At 45.7% G+C, this 18,289-nt stretch carries 17 protein-coding genes; 3 read left to right on the forward strand and 14 right to left on the reverse strand.

What is annotated here, in order from left to right; genetic code table 11:
* The first annotated feature begins 506 nt into the window (after window positions 1-506).
* Window positions 507-1,424 (forward strand): Rpn family recombination-promoting nuclease/putative transposase, encoded by a 918-nt coding sequence (locus B1H58_RS20255; RefSeq protein ID WP_085072396.1) that lies wholly within the window; start codon window positions 507-509, stop codon window positions 1,422-1,424.
* A gap of 486 nt (window positions 1,425-1,910) precedes the next feature.
* Here B1H58_RS20255 and B1H58_RS20780 read toward each other — a convergent pair whose 3' ends face one another.
* From B1H58_RS20780 to B1H58_RS20305, 11 genes are all read right to left on the reverse strand, one after another.
* The gene (locus tag B1H58_RS20780; protein WP_157130256.1) at window positions 1,911-2,060 is read right to left on the reverse strand and encodes a hypothetical protein; all 150 of its coding nucleotides are present in this window, start codon (window positions 2,058-2,060) and stop codon (window positions 1,911-1,913) included.
* A 603-nt stretch (window positions 2,061-2,663) separates the two neighbouring features.
* On the reverse strand, window positions 2,664-3,647 hold the full coding sequence (locus B1H58_RS20260) for a tyrosine-type recombinase/integrase (protein ID WP_085072397.1): 984 nt from the start codon (window positions 3,645-3,647) through the stop codon (window positions 2,664-2,666).
* A gap of 1,025 nt (window positions 3,648-4,672) precedes the next feature.
* The gene (locus B1H58_RS20265; RefSeq protein ID WP_085072398.1) at window positions 4,673-5,191 is read right to left on the reverse strand and encodes a hypothetical protein; all 519 of its coding nucleotides are present in this window, start codon (window positions 5,189-5,191) and stop codon (window positions 4,673-4,675) included.
* 143 nt (window positions 5,192-5,334) lie between these two features.
* On the reverse strand, window positions 5,335-6,531 hold the full coding sequence (locus tag B1H58_RS20270; protein WP_085072399.1) for a putative PEP-binding protein: 1,197 nt from the start codon (window positions 6,529-6,531) through the stop codon (window positions 5,335-5,337).
* 27 nt (window positions 6,532-6,558) lie between these two features.
* Window positions 6,559-7,764 carry a hypothetical protein gene (locus B1H58_RS20275; protein ID WP_085072400.1) on the reverse strand — a complete coding sequence of 402 codons (1,206 nt, stop codon included), beginning with the start codon at window positions 7,762-7,764 and terminating at the stop codon, window positions 6,559-6,561.
* Window positions 7,761-8,468, reverse strand: a complete 708-nt coding sequence (locus B1H58_RS20280; protein ID WP_167373308.1) for an L-threonylcarbamoyladenylate synthase — start codon at window positions 8,466-8,468, stop codon at window positions 7,761-7,763. The genes B1H58_RS20275 and B1H58_RS20280 overlap by 4 nt, the downstream gene beginning before the upstream one ends.
* A gap of 337 nt (window positions 8,469-8,805) precedes the next feature.
* Window positions 8,806-9,917, reverse strand: a protein-coding gene (locus B1H58_RS20285; protein ID WP_157130257.1) for an IS3 family transposase whose coding sequence is annotated in 2 segments (ribosomal slippage) — window positions 8,806-9,656 and window positions 9,656-9,917 — 1,113 coding nt in all. Because the reading frame shifts where the segments join, the coding sequence is not laid out codon by codon here.
* A gap of 191 nt (window positions 9,918-10,108) precedes the next feature.
* Entirely contained in the window at window positions 10,109-10,726 is a 618-nt protein-coding gene (locus B1H58_RS20290) for a helix-turn-helix transcriptional regulator (RefSeq protein WP_167373309.1), read from the reverse strand.
* 215 nt (window positions 10,727-10,941) lie between these two features.
* Window positions 10,942-11,715, reverse strand: coding sequence for an alpha/beta fold hydrolase (locus B1H58_RS20295; protein WP_085072403.1), 774 nt, complete (start codon window positions 11,713-11,715; stop codon window positions 10,942-10,944).
* 71 nt (window positions 11,716-11,786) lie between these two features.
* A complete protein-coding gene (locus tag B1H58_RS20300) occupies window positions 11,787-12,740 on the reverse strand; it encodes a DMT family transporter (RefSeq protein WP_085072404.1) in 954 nt (317 codons plus the stop codon).
* 114 nt (window positions 12,741-12,854) lie between these two features.
* A complete protein-coding gene (locus B1H58_RS20305) occupies window positions 12,855-13,040 on the reverse strand; it encodes a 4-oxalocrotonate tautomerase (RefSeq protein ID WP_085072405.1) in 186 nt (61 codons plus the stop codon).
* A gap of 116 nt (window positions 13,041-13,156) precedes the next feature.
* Here B1H58_RS20305 and B1H58_RS20310 point away from each other — a divergent pair, with 116 nt between their 5' ends.
* A complete protein-coding gene (locus tag B1H58_RS20310; RefSeq protein ID WP_085072406.1) occupies window positions 13,157-14,047 on the forward strand; it encodes a LysR family transcriptional regulator in 891 nt (296 codons plus the stop codon).
* A 765-nt stretch (window positions 14,048-14,812) separates the two neighbouring features.
* The gene (locus tag B1H58_RS20315; protein ID WP_157130258.1) at window positions 14,813-15,187 is read left to right on the forward strand and encodes a hypothetical protein; all 375 of its coding nucleotides are present in this window, start codon (window positions 14,813-14,815) and stop codon (window positions 15,185-15,187) included.
* A 798-nt stretch (window positions 15,188-15,985) separates the two neighbouring features.
* Here the strand turns inward: B1H58_RS20315 and repA are convergent.
* The 3 genes from repA to B1H58_RS20330 all read right to left on the reverse strand — a co-directional run bounded on the left by repA (window position 15,986) and on the right by B1H58_RS20330 (window position 18,288).
* Window positions 15,986-16,918: a plasmid replication initiator RepA gene (repA, locus tag B1H58_RS20320; protein WP_085072408.1), complete on the reverse strand. Its 933-nt coding sequence runs from the start codon at window positions 16,916-16,918 to the stop codon at window positions 15,986-15,988.
* A 284-nt stretch (window positions 16,919-17,202) separates the two neighbouring features.
* Window positions 17,203-17,457 (reverse strand): RepB family protein, encoded by a 255-nt coding sequence (locus B1H58_RS20325; protein ID WP_085072409.1) that lies wholly within the window; start codon window positions 17,455-17,457, stop codon window positions 17,203-17,205.
* 318 nt (window positions 17,458-17,775) lie between these two features.
* Complete coding sequence (locus tag B1H58_RS20330; RefSeq protein WP_085072410.1) at window positions 17,776-18,288, reverse strand: hypothetical protein; 513 nt, start codon at window positions 18,286-18,288, stop codon at window positions 17,776-17,778.
* Between the last annotated feature and the right edge of the window lies 1 nt (window position 18,289).

Raw genomic sequence — 18,289 nt, forward strand, 5'->3', positions numbered from 1 at the left:
TTGAGAGGATTCGCGGGCTACTCACTACAGTGGATAATACGAAGTTACTCACTATAGTGGTTGTTCAGAATTTACTGTCTACAGTGGATATTCAGCTTTTACTGTCTACAGTGGTTACGAGTGCTCCGGCGTAAATACGCTCCTGTTGCGGTTACATTGAAATGCAGCAAAGTTTGCTTGCAAGCCCTTAACTGTCAAACAGCCGCAGCGGCGTCGCTTTTTTATACTGAATCATGCACAGGGTATCCCCAGTTCCTGTGGATAAAAATCGGCAGGGTCTGAGTAAGCGGGAAGACGGAAGTGTTAGCTAGCTGGCGGGGGATTTTGAAATCAAGGTGGTTGCGCGTATTCCTGCAGCCGCTTGAGTATGATCACTGAAAGAAAACCGGGAGTTTACACAATAGACTGATTTGTAAATAATTTCTGTTTATGTAGAAGGTGGCCTGATTTATGACCTGCCGTTTTATGATAAAGTCCGTACGTTAATAACGCAGCGGCATACAAAGATGAAAAAGAAAAACAGCACGCCAACGCCTCATGACGCTACCTTCCGCCAGTTTCTGACGCAGCCGGCGATCGCGCGCGATTTTATGGAAATCCATCTTCCGGCGGAGCTGCGCGCTATTTGCGATCTTGGCACGCTGAAACTGGAATCCGGATCATTTGTTGAAGACGATCTGCGGCAATACTTCAGCGATGTACTTTACAGCCTGAAAACCACCACAGGCGACGGCTATATCCATGTATTGATTGAGCATCAATCTACGCCGGACCGGCATATGGCATTCCGGCTGCTGCGCTATGCCGTGGCGGCGATGCAGCGGCACCTTGAAGCGGGTCATAAAAAATTGCCGTTGGTGATCCCGGTATTGTTTTATACCGGCAGACGCAGCCCCTATCCCTATGCCATGAACTGGCTTCAGGAGTTTGACAATCCAGCGCTGGCGACAAAGCTCTATGCCAGCGATTTCCCGCTGGTGGATGTGACGGTTATTCCTGATGATGAGATTATGAATCATCGAAGCATGGCTGCGCTCACCCTGCTGCAAAAGCATATCCATCAACGTGATCTGGCTGAATTAACCGAACGGCTGGCGACATTGCTGATGGAAAACTGGCTCGCTTCGCCGCAGGTAATTTCCCTGATACACTATATTTTGCAGGCGGGTGAATCTTCTGGCGCTGAAGCCTTTGTCCGCGACCTGGCACAGCGCGTGCCGCAACACGGAGACGAACTGATGACCATTGCACAACAGCTGGAACAGAAAGGAATTAAAAAAGGCATTGAACAAGGTCGTTCTGAAGGGGAACGCGAAGCGGCTTTTAAAATTGCGCGTAATATGCTGAAACGTGGCCTTGATGAGGTCGCCGTTATGGAGATGACCGGTCTTTCTAAAGACGACATGCAGAGTTTACTACACTGACTACAAGAGGACACATGATGCAGCCCGCATACGGAGCCGGGGCGGCAAGGCCCAGATAAGGCGTACCGATGGCCTAATACAACAGCTGGAAAGTTAGTTGTTTTCTTCATATCCCAACAGCTTGCCAGGGTAAATTTACTTATAATATAAATTAAAAGCATATATTAATTCACGTGCCTCGCTGTAGCTGCGGGAGCGGAGCGTGCTCTTAATGTCCTTCCTCCACCGGTAAGGTTAACCTGGTGTTGCGTTACATTGTTTGAATAATCTAACGTTGGCGAGCTGGTTTTCTGTTTGCTCCTGCAACGCCTGCACTGCTGCGGTAGTATCGCCCATCAGCATGACAACCTTATTCCCCTGCTTTGCTCATAAACGTGCCTTTCTTAAATGCCAGTCGCATACTCTCTGAAAAAACGGTCACCTCGGCGCCCAGTGCTACCATCGGACATTTGCCCTGATATTCCTGGTATCCTGCCACTGCTGCCATTAGCTTATCAGCCGCTGCGCCATGGTGCAGTTGGGTTGATCCATCATCTTGTAGGCATCGGTCAGATAGCCAGTAAAATAGCTTTCCAGCATGGCTATGCCGGTCAGAATTTCGTTGAGTCCTGCAGCTGAGAAACCCTTACTGACCATGATACGCTAGCTTGTGGTAAGGATGTGTTCCCGAATGTCATCTGTGTGTTTATGTGGCACTGTGTTTATGGGATTAGGGCATACCTAATTAGACCTGTCATCTGGATATTTTTGAAGGCAGACTTTTATGCAGATGCACGCTAAATACAGATTGTCGAAAATGAAACTTCAGGAGCCATCAGACTGGGACTCACGGGTGTGTCCTAATCCCTTTTACGTCCCGCACAAAATGCATCTGCTTCGAGGGGGCTTCGCCTGCCCATTGACATTTTGTGGGCCGGGTGAATGTGCGCACATGCGCATGTGACAGGCAAAAGAGATCTGTTCAGGTGAAAGGTATGAAAAAGGCAAGCCAGTGGCATATTACGGCGTGAGGAAGGATACCCAGCTCCACGATAAAAAGTAGGGTGCTCCGGGTTAGGTTACTATACAACTATGCTTTTGTCGGGATTTTGCCATACGGCAGCCAGTAATACCTGATCGCATTGAGTTTCACCTCGTTCCGTCACACCCTGCTGATTTTACCATTGCTGGCAGCTAATGCGCATACAGCATACTGTTCAATGTCTAACGCGCCTCTAGCGATGGCTGCTTTCGCATAGTTCAAAACTTCAGCTTATTCGCAGCTTTACGCAAACGTTCATCGCCGCGCCGGTCATATTTTTGCGTAGTGGTGACGCTGGCATGTCCCATCGCATCCCGGACAGTTATCAAGTCATCCCCGTTGTCCAGCATCATTGAAGCAAAGGTACGGCGTAAATCATGCGGGGCACATTTATCGATACCACTATCGATCCGGCGCTGGCCGAGTATGTGATAAACCGCCTGAGGCGTCATACGCTGAAAAGTGACATCGTCACCGCTGCGTATGCGGGTAAAGAGAGGCCCTTCCTGCTCGCCCCGGATCGTATCCGTCCATGTATGAATGCGTTGCCAGACATTTTCAGGCATAAACGCCAGGCGTTCTTTATTTCCCTTACCCTTCACGATTAAAGCCTGCTCTTTATACAATATGCTGGCGTAATCCAGTTCAACCACTTCGGAACGGCGCAGCCCGCAACCGAGCATGACCGCCAGCATAGCGGCATCGCGCGGTCCTTTACAGCCCGTATCCTGTTCACAACTGCGGAACAAGGCACGAATTTCTTCCGGCGCCAGTGCACGACCACGGGTAAGGCGGCTTCCCCGCACCGCGCGCACCGTCAGGATCTGCTGATAACTCTCCGTATCCATCTGCTTCATCATCCACGCCTCACGGGCGGTCCCTTTCAGGGCAGATAAATAGGTGTTGATAGTGGCAGGTGCTCTGCCGCTGACCTGCAGCATTTCCAGCAGACCGCGAATATGGTGTCGGCGCAGGCTGCCCCAGGCGCAATTCTGCAGAGAGGTAAAGCCGAGCATGCCTGCAACAATGTTCAAAAAAGATTTCATCGTCTGCCGGCTGGCGGCAGACGAGAGACCAATAAGATAGGCCTGGGCCGGGTTCAGCGACGTGGTGCTGTTGATGGCCGCCAGAGCATAAGCATCCTGGGTATCTGCTGACGACAGCGTATGTGAAAGGAAATTGTCATCGACAGAATCGGTCATTTTTACCTCTGAGCAGATAAGGCATGTGGTCTATGGTATACGCACAATCTGGGAATTATCACCTGTACGGCCTCTTACCGTAAAGCTACTTTCTCAAAGAGACATTTTAATAAGTAACCAGTTTTCAATGCACTTCTGAAACGTCTTCCAGTAGTCCAAAAAAAGTCAGGATGAAAATATGACCTGCGGTGGCGCTGCGTGAAATCGGTATGAATTCAAAGACTAAAGCGCTCAGGTTATTATTCTACGTTGTCTGCAGGCATGGAGCGCATTTTCCCTTGTCTGCTCAGCGAAAACCAAAGGAATAAATCGATCAGCTGCTGATCCGGTTTCGACCCGTTTCTAGGCTTTTCTCCCATACGCGGAGAGTAACTTAGACAGCCGGGAATAAAAAGGGAGTGGTGCGTTCCGGGCCGGTTATTTTATTTAAACTACTGTCATTAGATATTATGTTTAAAATGTGCAAATGAGATTATTGAATGTATGTATAGGCTTCCTGTAGTGGTCAACAAAAACTGGCCACCGCTTTAGAGTTTTTCCAGTGTAGTGGCTCACTTTAATGTGTATCTTTTTTGCTACACATTGAATTTACATGCTACATAAATGTAAAGCAAGCGCATACAGTACTCGTTTTTATTCGGGCACCAGGCATTCAGCCAAAAGCCTATATGCAGCCCACTTTTTCCCATGTGGCAGCTAATGCAACTGATATTGCATTTCGAAAGCAAACTGCACACTATTCATGTTCATTTTATGACTTAAAGCAAAGAGAAATCATTCTGCAGAAAAAATGCCCACAGCTAAGCGCCTTAGTGGCTATATAGTAAAATGGAATGTACTAATTCAGCAGGAGTCAGGCCAAATTCAATTTCGTGACATATCTATGGCTTTTCAGATTCCGGCAAAAAATTACATCGAGACGCGACTTAACTTGGGTGTTCTGGTTTAGAAAGGCTGCATGTTTACCCTGCGCATAAGTTTACGTAATAGAAATGGAGGCGCGTAAAATGAAACTATTTGCGTGATCACGTATTCTTGAGCTGGAGAGTAATTGGTTCATATGTATCAACCTCATCTAAATTATCAAAATAATTTAAAAAAGCACGTGGGAGAACATAACCAATCTCGTAAAAATGTGACTTATCCAGGCCAGTTAATTGCAGGGGGAAAGGGATATACCCCTGCTCTGACTGCAAATGATAAAGCTCAATTCTACTGAGTATCAAGATTTCATTTTCAGTCACTTCTGGTGCGAAAGTTTGGCAGTTGTAAACGTTCCTGTGCCAGTTTAAAATGTTTTTTTGCCAATGAGAAAAGGTCCCTCCCCCGTTTTTTAAATATTCCTTGCTCATAATAACTCCAATGTTTTCAATTGTGTGTACAGCTAGGTAACGTGGAGTTGCTGACTTTAAAGATTTAAACCTCTGAGAGGTTTTGAAGCCAGTCGTGGATATCAGGCAGGGTAACTTATTTAGGCTGTAAAATTCATTCCAATCCTTTTCACTTACAGTGTCTTTATAATCACAATGAACTGTGTATATCATGTTTTCTCCTGTTAAGAACTTCTAGTAACTTTGAGTGTCATGGTTTTATGAAAAATGGTGATTTAAAATCATGTAATCGGGCGCAAAGGATGTTTATAAAAAATAATCTAATTATCATCTTAACAGTGTGCCCGATGAAAATATTATTTATTTTTAACTAAATCTATAATTCCTGAAAAATGAAAAATCGTACTGAGTTCCCTAACTTGGGCAGAACAAATAAGTTCGCCAACCCCAGCCTTAAGTAACTCAGTCATAACTTTCTCATTACGACGAACTTCACCACAGACAAAGGTATGGACTCCATACTGACGCGCACACATTACTACACGGCGTAACAGACGGATATTGGCATTGCTCGCAGGTAAAACAGATAAAGCTTGATTGTTTCTGCACACACCATTAAAAAGCGAAAACAAATCAGACGTACCAATGGCCATAAAGTCAACTTTATGAGTTTGGAAAAGCGCATCGAGCTCTTCGGCCAAAGCTGGCACCTCTAAAGTGAAGCCTAGTTCGACACTCTCACGCTCGATTCCTGCAGCTTTTACTAAATCAACAAAATTACCGTACTCATCTATTGTTGAAACAAATGGTGCACTGATTTTGATTTTTATATCAAATTCATCCTGAAAGCGTCGGATTGCAGCCAGTTCAGGCGCCCATTGTTCCATAATACGCGGCCCACGGACACCTAAATCAGGATTCATTTCAGCAGGAACCTGAATGCCAACTTCAGATAATTCAGCTGTAGTAAGATCGGATAATACACATCGAATACTTGACCAATTTTGCTTGCCTAACTTAACTAGCTGCTCGTACAAGTATTTTTCAATAACCTCCGGGTTATTATAAGCGCCAGCATCCTGACTGAACAACTGGAAAAGGCAGAATTTAAATCTGAAGTATCCTAATGAATTAATACCAAAGCGACGGTATGTAGATAAATTTCGATTATTCAATACCGAGCAAATAGCACTAATAGGAACGCCTTCCTTTAATTCTTTAATGCCATCCTTATTAATGATGCATCTGCTGGTCTTATCAAATTCACGCTCGTTATAGACAACTAAACCAATACCAGATTCATGTAGCATTTTTCTTGCATGATCGGAGAACTCACCTTGGGTTACTACGACCGAGCCAACAGATGGTTTTGCAATAATCTTACTGGCGATTGAGCAGTCAAGGCGAGTTGTAAAAAATATATGCTCTGCACCCTCGGTCAACTCGTCAAGAGAATGAGTAATTATGCCTACCGTTTCAGGTTCCGGCGTAATAATCATTTTACCAGAATGTTGATAAGTTGACTGCATATCCAAGATGTCTAAAATAGCCATTTTGAGCTCCAGAATTTAGGTGTTTTCTTAATTTACAATTGTCAGGGATTCGCCATTCAGGATACGATCGGTTGTGGCAAGAATTGCTGCACTATAACCTAATGTATTATGAACATAAGCCTGCAGTGTCACTTCAGTAATATCGCCAATACTTTTAGCTGAAATATGCTGCTCTGTCGCAATCAGTACTAAGCCACAAGGCATGCTCGCATACGCCTTTGAACCGATTGGATTACTAGTGACATGAATAAGAGAAGGTTCTTCTGATTCGATCCTGCGAGCGACATGAATAAGCTTATCTATATTCACGTTCAGGTTCTTTAGAAAAAAACGCTGTATCTGATAACCGGGCGGTTGGGTCAACACGCGCAGAGAAACGGTGTTAACGCTGGTTGCGGGTTTGAATCGCTGCATAGATGTGGCAACCTGCGAAACCCCTGGCCGTAAATTATCTCTGGGATCTTCTGTTCTGGAGCCCGTCCGGTTAGTACCAAAATTAGAGGATGCCGTATCGGGATGTACAATATCAACTTCTGTATGCAGCAACACATCCTGTAATAGCACACCGTTATCGGAACAGTAATCAGCAAGCACACGTAATCCCGTGGTCCAGCCGACACACTGGCAACTGCCCATTGCAAAACTACCGGTCAGCTCGCTACCGATTGCTGACTGGGTAGCCAAGAAATGGCTGGCATCTGCGGATAATAGCGCTGGGTACAGCGCAGGAAGATCAGAGTTTTCTGCAACGCCAATCACGACTTTTGCAATATATTCAAGCTTTTCAAGATGGCTACGGGATCTGATGTGCCGGCGACTTGTCGCTAAAATTGCTAAATCAAACTTACCTAAATCTTCCAGGTCCGAATCAAAATCCCTGAAATGAATCCGGAAGTTATGCCCATTGATAATGATGGACGAACTCTCTTGATTGATTTTCACTTTATCGTACAAAGAAGGGTTCGCAAGAATGAGTCTCGCTTTGAGTTCATCCAGACTACTGCGATTATTAGCACCTACTCCCTCACTGACGATAGCATGGGTTAAAATATCAGTTACCGGATATTTTATTCCTCTCGTGGCAGACAGATATATGATATTTGATCCGATATCTGCTCCCATACCGACCAGCAGCACTTTTGCAGGTCCTTCTGAAGATACTTCAGGGCCTAGCACAAATTCATCACTATTGAAATTATTCATTTGATTATTATTTTTTTGATTGTAGATCATAATGTCACGTTCCCCATACGCTGCCTGATCACTTCTTTGTATGTATCGAGGTCAGTGATAAGTGAAGGGAAAAGGGTCTTCAGGCGTTCGGTTGGAAACCTTCCAGGTCTGACCAAGTGGGGAGGGTCAAATGAGAAGTCAACGACTGTATTACTCTGAAACGGTCCGGCGGCATCATCCCAGCCGATAGGGCCACCATCGATAACAAGGTCAGCATGGCGACCAAGATCGCTGATAGCTTGTTCACGGGTTACCTGATGACCACCGGTACCAGAAATATTAGACGATGTCAGAGCAATGGGCCCATATTCGCGGCCAATCTCATACATAGGGCTCATGCCGTGGCAGAACAGGCCAACAGTTGGTGCACTCATGGTCATTTGCTCAGGAAATGATTCTGAAACTGACGATTTGAAGAATATTGGTGTGGTCATACCCAGAAGCAGCTCAGCGATAAGTTCATCAGAAAATGTTGATGGAATTTCTGCATATAATCGGGCATCTTCAGGCCGTCCAATACCTAATGTCAGAGGTCCAAACTTAGTGCGTTCCTTCATTTCAAAGATTCGTGCAATTCCCTTCTCACTGGTTGCAGAACAAAAAACACCATAGTTAGTAACGCTTGGTGCAACAATTACGCCATCATTTTTAAGTAATTCAAGTGCGTAATCATGAGTCGATTTATTATATACTCTGATATCCATCCTAGTTCCTTTTCTCATAAATTTTATAGATGTTTAAAATGGTCTTTCTGTATAAAATTTTTTTTCATACATAGCATCATCATTTTCTATTAAAAATTCTCTTTCATTACGTGGGACATTAGCTCTAAAGCTAACCCACAAAATGATTATGACTGAAAGTGCTCTTCCGTAATGCTCAACATCATGCCTGAAACGCTCAAATACAAAAACTCATAATCATTTTGAAACAGAGATGGAAAGATATTTATAAGGAAGCATGACGCTAAATATGGTAAGAATGATGTGCACTGAGTGATTTTTGAACTAGGCATGGCAATACTATGTAAATAGACCCGTTTTAGTTCCATGCACTTTTTGAGATCCCGGCCAAATAATGGTGCTGCCGGTATTCCTCCGGTGTCATATTGTTCAGCGATTCATGCGGACGTTCACAGTTATATTCCGACAACCATTTTTCCGTGGTTTCCCGCACTTCATTCAGTGTTCTGAACAGATAAAAATCGAGTATTTCTGTACGGTATGTCCGGTTAAAGCGCTCAATGAAAGCGTTCTTTGTCGGCTTACCCGGCTGGATAAACTCCAGTTTTATTGTATGTTTCTCTGCCCATTCAGCCAGCGCCAGAGAGATAAATTCCGGACCATTATCCATGCGAAGCATGGCCGGATAGCCGCGGTTTGCCGCGATCCTGTCGAGTACACGGACCACTCGCTGAGCTGGCAGATTCAGATCGATTTCAATCGACAACGCCTCACGGTTAAAGTCATCAACGACATTGAACGTGCGAAAACGACGGCCACAGACCAGGGCATCATGCATAAAATCAACAGACCAGCTCTGGTTCAGCGCTTCCGGCGTGGCCAGCGGTGAGGGGTTGCGCACCGGCAACCGTTGTTTGCCCTTACGACGAAAATTCAGCTTCAGCAGACAGTAAATACGGTGGAGCCTTTTGTGATTCCACGAGTATCCCTGCCGCCGCAGAACCTGGAAAAGCTTCGGAAAACCGTATCGTGGGTATCGTTCAGCCGCTGCCTGCAGGGCGGCAATAACGGGTTCATCACGCGTGGTATCCGGGCGGTAATGGTAAACCGTTCTGCTCAGATCCAGACTCCGGCAGGCCTGACGGATACTGAGTCCGAATGTCGTTATCAGATGAGTGACCAGCTCACGCTTAAAGGCTGGTTTTAAAGCTTTTTTTCGATAACGTCTTTCAGCGCCCGGTTCTCAAGGCTCAGGTCGGCAAACATCTGTTTGAGACGTCTGTTCTCGTCCTCAAGATCCTTTATCTTTTTAATATCAGAAGCTTCCATGCCGCCATATTTAGACTTCCAGTTGTAGTAAGTCGCTTCAGAGATACCGGCCTCGCGGCAGACATCTTTAACAGTTCGTCCGGCTTCAACCGACTTAATCACGGCAATGATCTGATGCTCAGTAAAACGGGCTTTACGCATAGCGATCTCCTTCGTTGGCAGAGTGAGTATGCCGGAAGATCTCTAAATGTGAATGGCACGATTATGCGGGAGACTTACAACTAGACTTCCGTAATAAAAGATGGTTAATATCTTTCGGTTGAAGGTTTTTTTGTTTTTCTTTTAGAGAAAAATAAGCCAAACTAATAAAACCCTCATCATTCTATATTGCTTTAAGAGAAATCTTTATACTGTAAGGAGCATGAATTCACTGAAGAAGGATCTAAGCCAAAATGCGAAGTAAAGTTTCTTGAGAAACAGGAGGCAGAGCTGTATCCGCACTCAAGCGCTATAACTTTGATTGATTTATCAGATGTTTTTATCAATTTCAATGCAAGCTCCATACGTGTATCACGTATTAATTGACGTAATGAAGTCCCTTCCTGTGCTAATCGTCTTCTTAAGGTGGCTCCACTTACATGCAGATCTTCTTCAAAATCAGATGAACACCAGTCACGAGTAGGGTTTGCAATAATTAAACTTTTGATTTTTTTACTTGCATTTTTTTTGCTGGTTGGAGTTTTTTTACTGTCTTTATGCTTGATTGCAAGTGAGAGATTGATGAGCGAGTGATGAATGATTGAACAGTCAATTTCGCTGGAGTCGGTTGCTAAAATAGAAATCAAATTTATCAGAAGCATCAGGCTCGGTATTATTCTCTTTGATTCATTGTTAGCTACACAACACTTAACCGGCTGATAAGGCATTGCTTTAACTTTGCAGCTTATCTCTTCTAATACATCTAGTGGAACTTTCAAAAACCAGGCTTTATTAATTGAAGTATTGTTCATGTGTTTGCTTCCTTCCATATCGTAAAAGATAAATTATCATTATTTTGCAAATAACAATTCTAAATTTAATCTCAACTGGCAGAAGAGTTTTTTTATTTTAGCGGCGGTTATTATTGTTGAATTTACTCTCTTTGCAAGAGTCCTGCAGTAGTACAGAACTCCCCTTTAAGGCATACCTCTCAATTTTAAATGATTATACTGTATATTCTCCTGAACTACTTACCTGCATTCAAAAAACGAAGCATTTCTGTATTAATTTCATCTGCTTTTTCAAGCAAGGGTATATGTGAAGCATTATTCAGGATTTTTAACTCCCCTTTGCGGGCCTGAGCAAGCTGTCGTGCTGCGGTAGGGGTTGCAACGATATCTTCTTCACCTACGATAACCAGAACCGGAAGGCCTTGTTTGCATGTTTTATCTGGGTTTATCTTTGCCAGCGCATCAGCACATCCGGCGTAACCTTCTGATGAAGTACTATATAACATTTGTTTCATACCTACGGCTGAAGGAGTTTCTCTGAACTGCGCAGTTACCCAGCGATTAAATATTTCATCAACGTATGGATTGAGACCCTCAGTTCGTATATTTTTTGCCATCGAGACCCAGAATTCTTTAGACACTGGTGCAAGATAGGTATCAATCAGGATAACAGAGTTCAGAATTTCAGGTACATTATCTGCAAGGTGTTGAGCAATTAAACCGCCGATTGAGACACCTGCTATAGAAAATGATTTGATATTGAAGTAATCAATTACGCTAAGAACATCATTTGCCATATCTTCAATCGTAAATGGCTCAGCTGAAAGTTCACTCAATCCATGTCCGCGCATATCAATAGACAGTACCCTGTAACTTTTCTTCAGAACATTAACCTGCTCATCCCAGATATGAAGGTTTGTACCTAGCGAATGAAGAAGCACCACAACCGGAGCATTTACATCCCCGACAATATTAACATGAATAACCATTTTTCTAGGTTTGATGAACATTATAAATCCTTAAGGATGCTCGTTTTAATCAATGCATTTTAAGAGTATTAGCTTTAAACTCACACTTTGCACTAGCTGGTTCTGACTGGTAAAACAACAGGCTTTGGTTTTTTGTATCTGAGGTATAGGTTATTAAGGATCAAGGCAGCTCCGGTAATACAGGCCCCTGTAACTTCTGCAGCCCCAGGTATCACTGTTGTCATTGCAGAGATACTGAAGGCTGTGATAGGGACGATATCCATGAAAAGGACTCCGTTCATAGGAGTAAGGATTTTATTGCCTATATTCCAGCAAAGAATACCTATAAAGCTTGCAATTAACGCCATATAAGCAACATGAGGTGCGATTGTAACAAGCGCGCTTGAGGTAGGTATCGGTAAAAACCCTGAAAGATAGAATATTGCATTTAAAAAAATGATACTGCATACACCCAAGCAGGTCGTCAGTGTTGTATACTTCAACGGAGACCATTTAGGAAAAAATGAAGCGCCAATTGTGTAAATCACCCAGCAAAACACACCGATAATAATCAACGCGTTTGCTTTATAATTCCCTGGTGAGTCAAAAAGCGTACTGTAATGACCTTTCGTTATTACTGTAATCACACCAAAAAAGGACATAACTATCAGGCCAATTGATATGCTTGGCGGAGCTACCTTTTTTACTAACCAATTAACAAGAATGCCTATCATTGGCATGGTTGCCATCATAATCGATGCTGTCAATGCACCATCTTTCCCAGCCATTTGCTGACCTAAAAAAACAAAGAAACCAAATCCGACAAAAGCAATTGTACCTAATAACCAGGCTAAGCCAATACGTTCACCTTTAAAGCTGAGGCCTGACCTTCCTTCAAGCATCAGCAGTGCGATTATTAGGGCAATTCCGGAAAAGCCATAGCGAAGGGTGGTGAAGGTGTAGGGGTCAATATAGGTCAGGGCGCTGGTCATAATTGGAAACCCAGCGCCCCATGATAATGTGGCGATTAGACAGCATATTACGCCTGTAGAATATGTACTTTTCATTTTTTCAATCTCATTAAAAATTATTAAATGAATACATTGATTTTGCAAGTCAGATTTAATTGCTTGATTATTTACAATGCATCCACTGTAATAGTAAAGTTACGTCTTCTAAACTCATCGTTCAGTCATGAATTTTCCGGCTTTTGCCCAGTGTTCCTTGGGGACTTCAATAATCAGGACGTCCAGACTTTCCGGTTTGCAGTTGAGTGTTTCAACAGCGACCCGTGTCACTTCACTGGCAAAGCTACGTTTTTGCTCGGGGGTGCGCCCCGGCGGCATCTCTAAACGAATAATAGGCATTTTATATCTCTTATATCAGCCCCCGAAATGGGAGCAACCACAACATGATTACTTAATGCGTATTAATGATAAATATGTGTTAAGTTATAGATGTTTAAACCAATAGGTTCATAATCATGGATAAGCTTGCTGGAATGGAGATGTTTGTACGGGTAGTGAATTGCGGCAGCTTCACTGCTGCTGCTGATGCTTGCGGCGTATCGGTTACCATGGTTGCTAAACAGATAAGAGCGATTGAAGAACGTCTGGGAGCGCGTCTGCTTCACAGAACGACGCGCCGGCAACAGTTAACGGAAGTGGGACAACTTTACTACGATCGCTGTCAGCGTGTACTTTCAGAGTTTTCATTAGCTGAAAATAGTGCATTAGAGCTTCAGTCCTCTCCCCGGGGGTTGGTCAAAATGTTAGCGCCTATCAGCTTTGGCTATCAGTTTTTAGTTCCTGAGCTAAGCGTATATATGTCAATCAATCCTGATGTAGACGTTATGTTAACACTTGAGAACCGGATTTCTAGCTTTAGTGAGGGGTCTTACGAGCTTGCTATCCAGGTTGGCAATATAAATGAGCCGGGCATTGTTGCAAGGCCCTTAAAATCCTACCGCAGAATTATGGCTGCATCCCCCCGTTATCTTAGTGTTCACGGTATTCCTAAACACCCAGGTGAACTTATAAACCATAGTTGCCTTGGAATTTCTTACTGGCTTACGCCTAACCGATGGGATTTAATAGGACCTGACAATCAGCTTTTCAAAGCTTCGGTCAAAGGCCGCTTTATGTCTAATCAGGGAAACGCGCTCAGAATAGCAGCACTTAATGATTGCGGGATCGTTCTCCAGCCGGAATCAATTTTACTGGGTGATATTTTACAGGGTAGCCTTGTGCATATTTTACCCGAATGGTCTTATAAATCGACTCCAATGTATCTGACTTATCAGCAGGATTGCCGTCCATCAGCCAAATTACGCAGCTTGATAGACTTTTTAATAGAGAGGTTTGGTGCTGAATAATCCAAACGGTACCTCAAACAAGTCAGGGGGAACGAATAATAAAAATAGGTCATTACCTTCACCTTTCTAAATTAAAAAGCTGTTCGACCTACCCGATTATTCGGTCTCATACTCTGCATTCGGTATTGTGTAAGAATGCAGTCGATATGCAATTTTACGCGCTTTACGGTGTTCAAACCATTCTGCGGCGCATGCTGGCTTCGCATCATTCCCAAGACATTCAGCTCAGGATTGCTGAGTTTCAAGATAGTGGCCAGACTACCTGTTTACGCTTAAAGTGTAGTGGTTTACTAAATTTAGCATCTTTAACAAATGATCGCGCTACGTGAATTCTGTTGAAAATCCGATGTGATTCCTACAAAGCGTAAAAATGTGGCCGGGTATACCCAAATGTCATAGGGTAACTCCCCCCTGAAATCCCCTAATGTCATTATCTATATGTCATAGGTATGATTGTCATAACCTAAATGCCATGGGGCAGTTCGTCCTTAGGGCATTCTTGTGAGGTATTGATGCCGAGGACGTGTTGCATGGCTGCGTAACGTTTTGCAGGCTCGATCAGTCGATTGAAAAAGAACAAGTAACGCGCTTAATGCTGGGTAATTTCCGTTTTCCAAACGGCCCCCTATTGAGATACAGTTTTTATGAAAGTAACCGCTTTCACGTTCATGGCCAATACATCATTCTATGGCTTTTAACTTCGGCTACAGCTCAACAGGCCTATGAAAATGTATTGGGATGGGCTGCTAATGGGATACTTATATAATGGTTAGAACAGTTCATATTTATTCGACAGGTAGTTGTAACCAGCAAAAACGCGAAGGCTTTGCACGAGTACTGATAGAGCGGGAAAACAAGAAAACGCCGATGACATTTCACTATCAGGACACGACCTCAAAACGCAGCTTAATGCAGGGATTGATAGATGGTGTCCTGCAGCTTGATGAACCTTGTCATGTAGTGTTGGTTACATCATCACCGCTTGCCCTTGAAAAGGCCGCCGCAGGTGAAGGTCCAAATCGGGACCTTATTTACGAGCTGTATCGTGTTCTGGCAGCGAAAGGCTGCACGTATGAGTTTAATTTTCGCGAAGGGCAGGGAATCGAATTAAACAAATACATTCAGGCCGACTCGAGTTAACGTCATGCAGTTGACAGGCTGGCGAGCAGTGCGCAGTCAGCCTCTGTATGCCGCACAGCGGCATGAAGGTGCCATCCGGTGCGAAATGTCACCCTGCAGCTGAACGGCGCCGGTAGCGCGGCGCAGCCGCTCTCAGACGCTTATACAGCACAAACCCAACCACGCCCTGCGAGACGCCGTTAAGCAGCGGTCTGTTAGCGATTCAGAAGTCTGACGGTCGGAGACAAAAGAACCTTTCAGCGACACTACCTACAGCAACACCGATGTGTTAGTTACAACACCCATTTATCAGCCACTGCAGTACCGGCCCTGCGGGCCGGCGCGGCGGGGACTGTTCAGTGGGGGCAACCCTGCTTCAGGTACGGCGCAGGTCTGGTCCGGGTGGAGTTTGGTGCTTCATGTTTTGCTCGATTCGGGGGGTAAAATGAAAGTATTATTGAATGTTGTAACTAATTGCTCTTTCCCGCCGGTAAACGGCGGGAGCTACTTGAGAATATGAGCGGCGCGGCAAGCGAAGGAATTAAGCTTATCCACGTAAAATGCCTGCATGAACACCTTATTTATTATTTTGATTATTTCTTTCTGACGTTAGTCAGGATTGTTTTGCGCGTAGCCGTGATTGTGTATGCCGGTAAGCTCAGAATATTGATTGCGGGTAACTGTGGCTAAAAAAAACGGTGCCACATTTTTGGCCTCGTTTGCGGTTTTGCGGGAGCATATACCGACGCAGATTCGGACATTCCGGGAGCGGCACAAACGACTTTACCGCCAGTTAAGGCGGTAAAAATAGCAGGGGTGTCAGTGAACGATATCAGGTATTTCGGAGAGCGCGGGCTCATAGTCGAGGCCCAGCTCCAGCTGTCGCAGACACTTCCAGACCAGGCGGTCAAAGTCTTCAGGTGAAAGATTTCGCCATACGTGGGCCGGACGCGTGCACAGCAGCTTGGCCATCGCGTTACGCCTGTCATCGAGTGGTAACTTGCTCAGGCGCTTGCGGCGCTTCTGCTTTGACGCCTTTTCACGGCGGCTTATCAGCGTGGCCATGCGCATGTTTTCATACCAGCGCCGGCGTGCGGCGCGAACGGAAGCATGCGTGCCCGGCTCAATGATGCCGTCGGCCTCAGCAGCGAGCCGCTCATTGCGCTCCGCCAGAAATTTGTCCATGTCGATACCGCAAAGCTGCCAGAACCGGTCAGTCAGCACGATATGGCGCGGCATGCAATAACCCGTCATGGGGTCCATTTCCAGGTCCGGTCTTTCAATCAGGCCATAGCGCTCCCATTCCTCAAACAGGCGGGAAAGCCGGCTGGGTTCAACGCGCGTTTTCGGAATAACGTTGCCCTGCTCATCTTTTGGGCTCAGCTCGTCAGCCAGTCTGCTGCCGTTGAAGGTAACCACAGACGTGGCCAGATCTGCGCGCTGAACGCACAGCGGCCACATGGCGTCATACAGTGCCTGTTTTTCCGGACGGAAATCACGTTTTCGTCCTGCGACGTCGCGCAGCAGGACAAAATAGGGATGGCGGGACATGCGCTGGCGCAGCGTCATTTTACCCGTGCGCTTGTCTTTCACTACAAGCCGGCTCATGGCGTGCCCCATCTGCCCGGGCAGGCGCCGGTAGCCCTCTGGCGCAAACCACTCCGGATTAGCGCATTTGCATGCTGTGGAATGATCGCCACGGTGGCGATTATCAGGCCGGCTAGCCTGTTGAGACGAAGTGAGGTTAACCACCCCGCCCTACGCTTAAATTGCACAGCAGGAGTACGCACAGAACAAATTGTCTTTTTCCGGGCATAATTCTATACTCCCCGCATAGAGCAATCGTTCTATGCGGTTCTCTAGGGCCCCGGTAATCTTGTCCTGTCGCCAAACTAGAAAGATTATCGGGGTTTTTTCTTTTCTGATTTGGTTATACCGCCTCAGATCCCTGCCACCTTATGGTGTGGCCAGCCATCAATCCTTAACTGTCCGTAATCTATCACTCAGAAACGCTTTCGGCAATAAAGTCACCCCGGTTACAGCAGTTCGCTGTTCCGCGCTTCAGCCTCAATCATCATTTCAAGCAGGTCGGCCTGCGTTATTCCCTTTAACTCACAAAGTTTTACCAGAACCTCTTTCACTTCCGGCCTGACAAAAACGTTGATCTCTTTATGAGTTTCACGTTTCCTCGCCTTATAGGCGCGAACGCGATCCTTATGAGGAGTTGGCTGCTCTCTGTTACGGGTGCGTTTCTTTTCGGGAGCTGATGTTACTGAATCACGGGGGCTCATGCTCCTACCCTGCTGCAAAATAAGACTTTCCGCAGCATATCATAAGCCTAATCAGTAATAAGCCTTAATTGTGATGCTTCACAGCCGCTGGCGAACGGGCTGTTTCGGCGTTACGAACGGGTAATACGTTATGTCAGCCTTCATTCACTGCCCGTATCCCTGCGTAAATGCCAGGGTTGCAGGCAGCCATTGGCCAGATCCGGCATATTCTCCGACAGGACAGGCATTCGCATTGGTTTCTCCAAGGGTCGTGAGCGTACGGGATTTTCAATCCTGGACGCGAGGGACCGGCCAACCGCAGGGCGGCAGGCCGTTTGTTCAGTCTGCTTTGCCGGTTACAAGCACGTTCATCAGCCCTAAATCTGAATATGCGTAGCGCAGCAGCTGCAGACCGGCGAAGAACACTGCCGTGTTCAGAAAGGGCAGCAGCCACAGGCTCATGTTGTGCATGGCCATACCGGCCAGTGGTGGCATGATAAGCGCGCTTACGCCCGTGGACACAAACACAGCGGTCAGGTTTCGCCCGCGTGCAAAGCGTCCTTTTTCACGTCTCACCAGCTGCGGGTGCAGCAGAAGGGTCACGGGCATCATGCCAGGGCGGCTCTTCATTTCCCGGATGCGTGCCGTTTCGGTGACCGTCAGGTTATGAATATCTGAGAAACCCTGAATAAATGCCTCCACCACGCTCTGCACGGCTTTACTGCAGCGGGGCTCGCCGCCCCCCTTACTCCAGCGTCGAAGCAGCGCGCCTTTAGCCCTGAATTCAGGCAGCCAGGCCATCAGCATCATAAGGGAAACGGCCGCAGTGGCCGCAATCAGCAGTAATGTCATA

The organism is Pantoea alhagi, assembly GCF_002101395.1.
In the GTDB taxonomy this organism is placed as follows: Bacteria; Pseudomonadota; Gammaproteobacteria; order Enterobacterales; family Enterobacteriaceae; genus Mixta; species Mixta alhagi.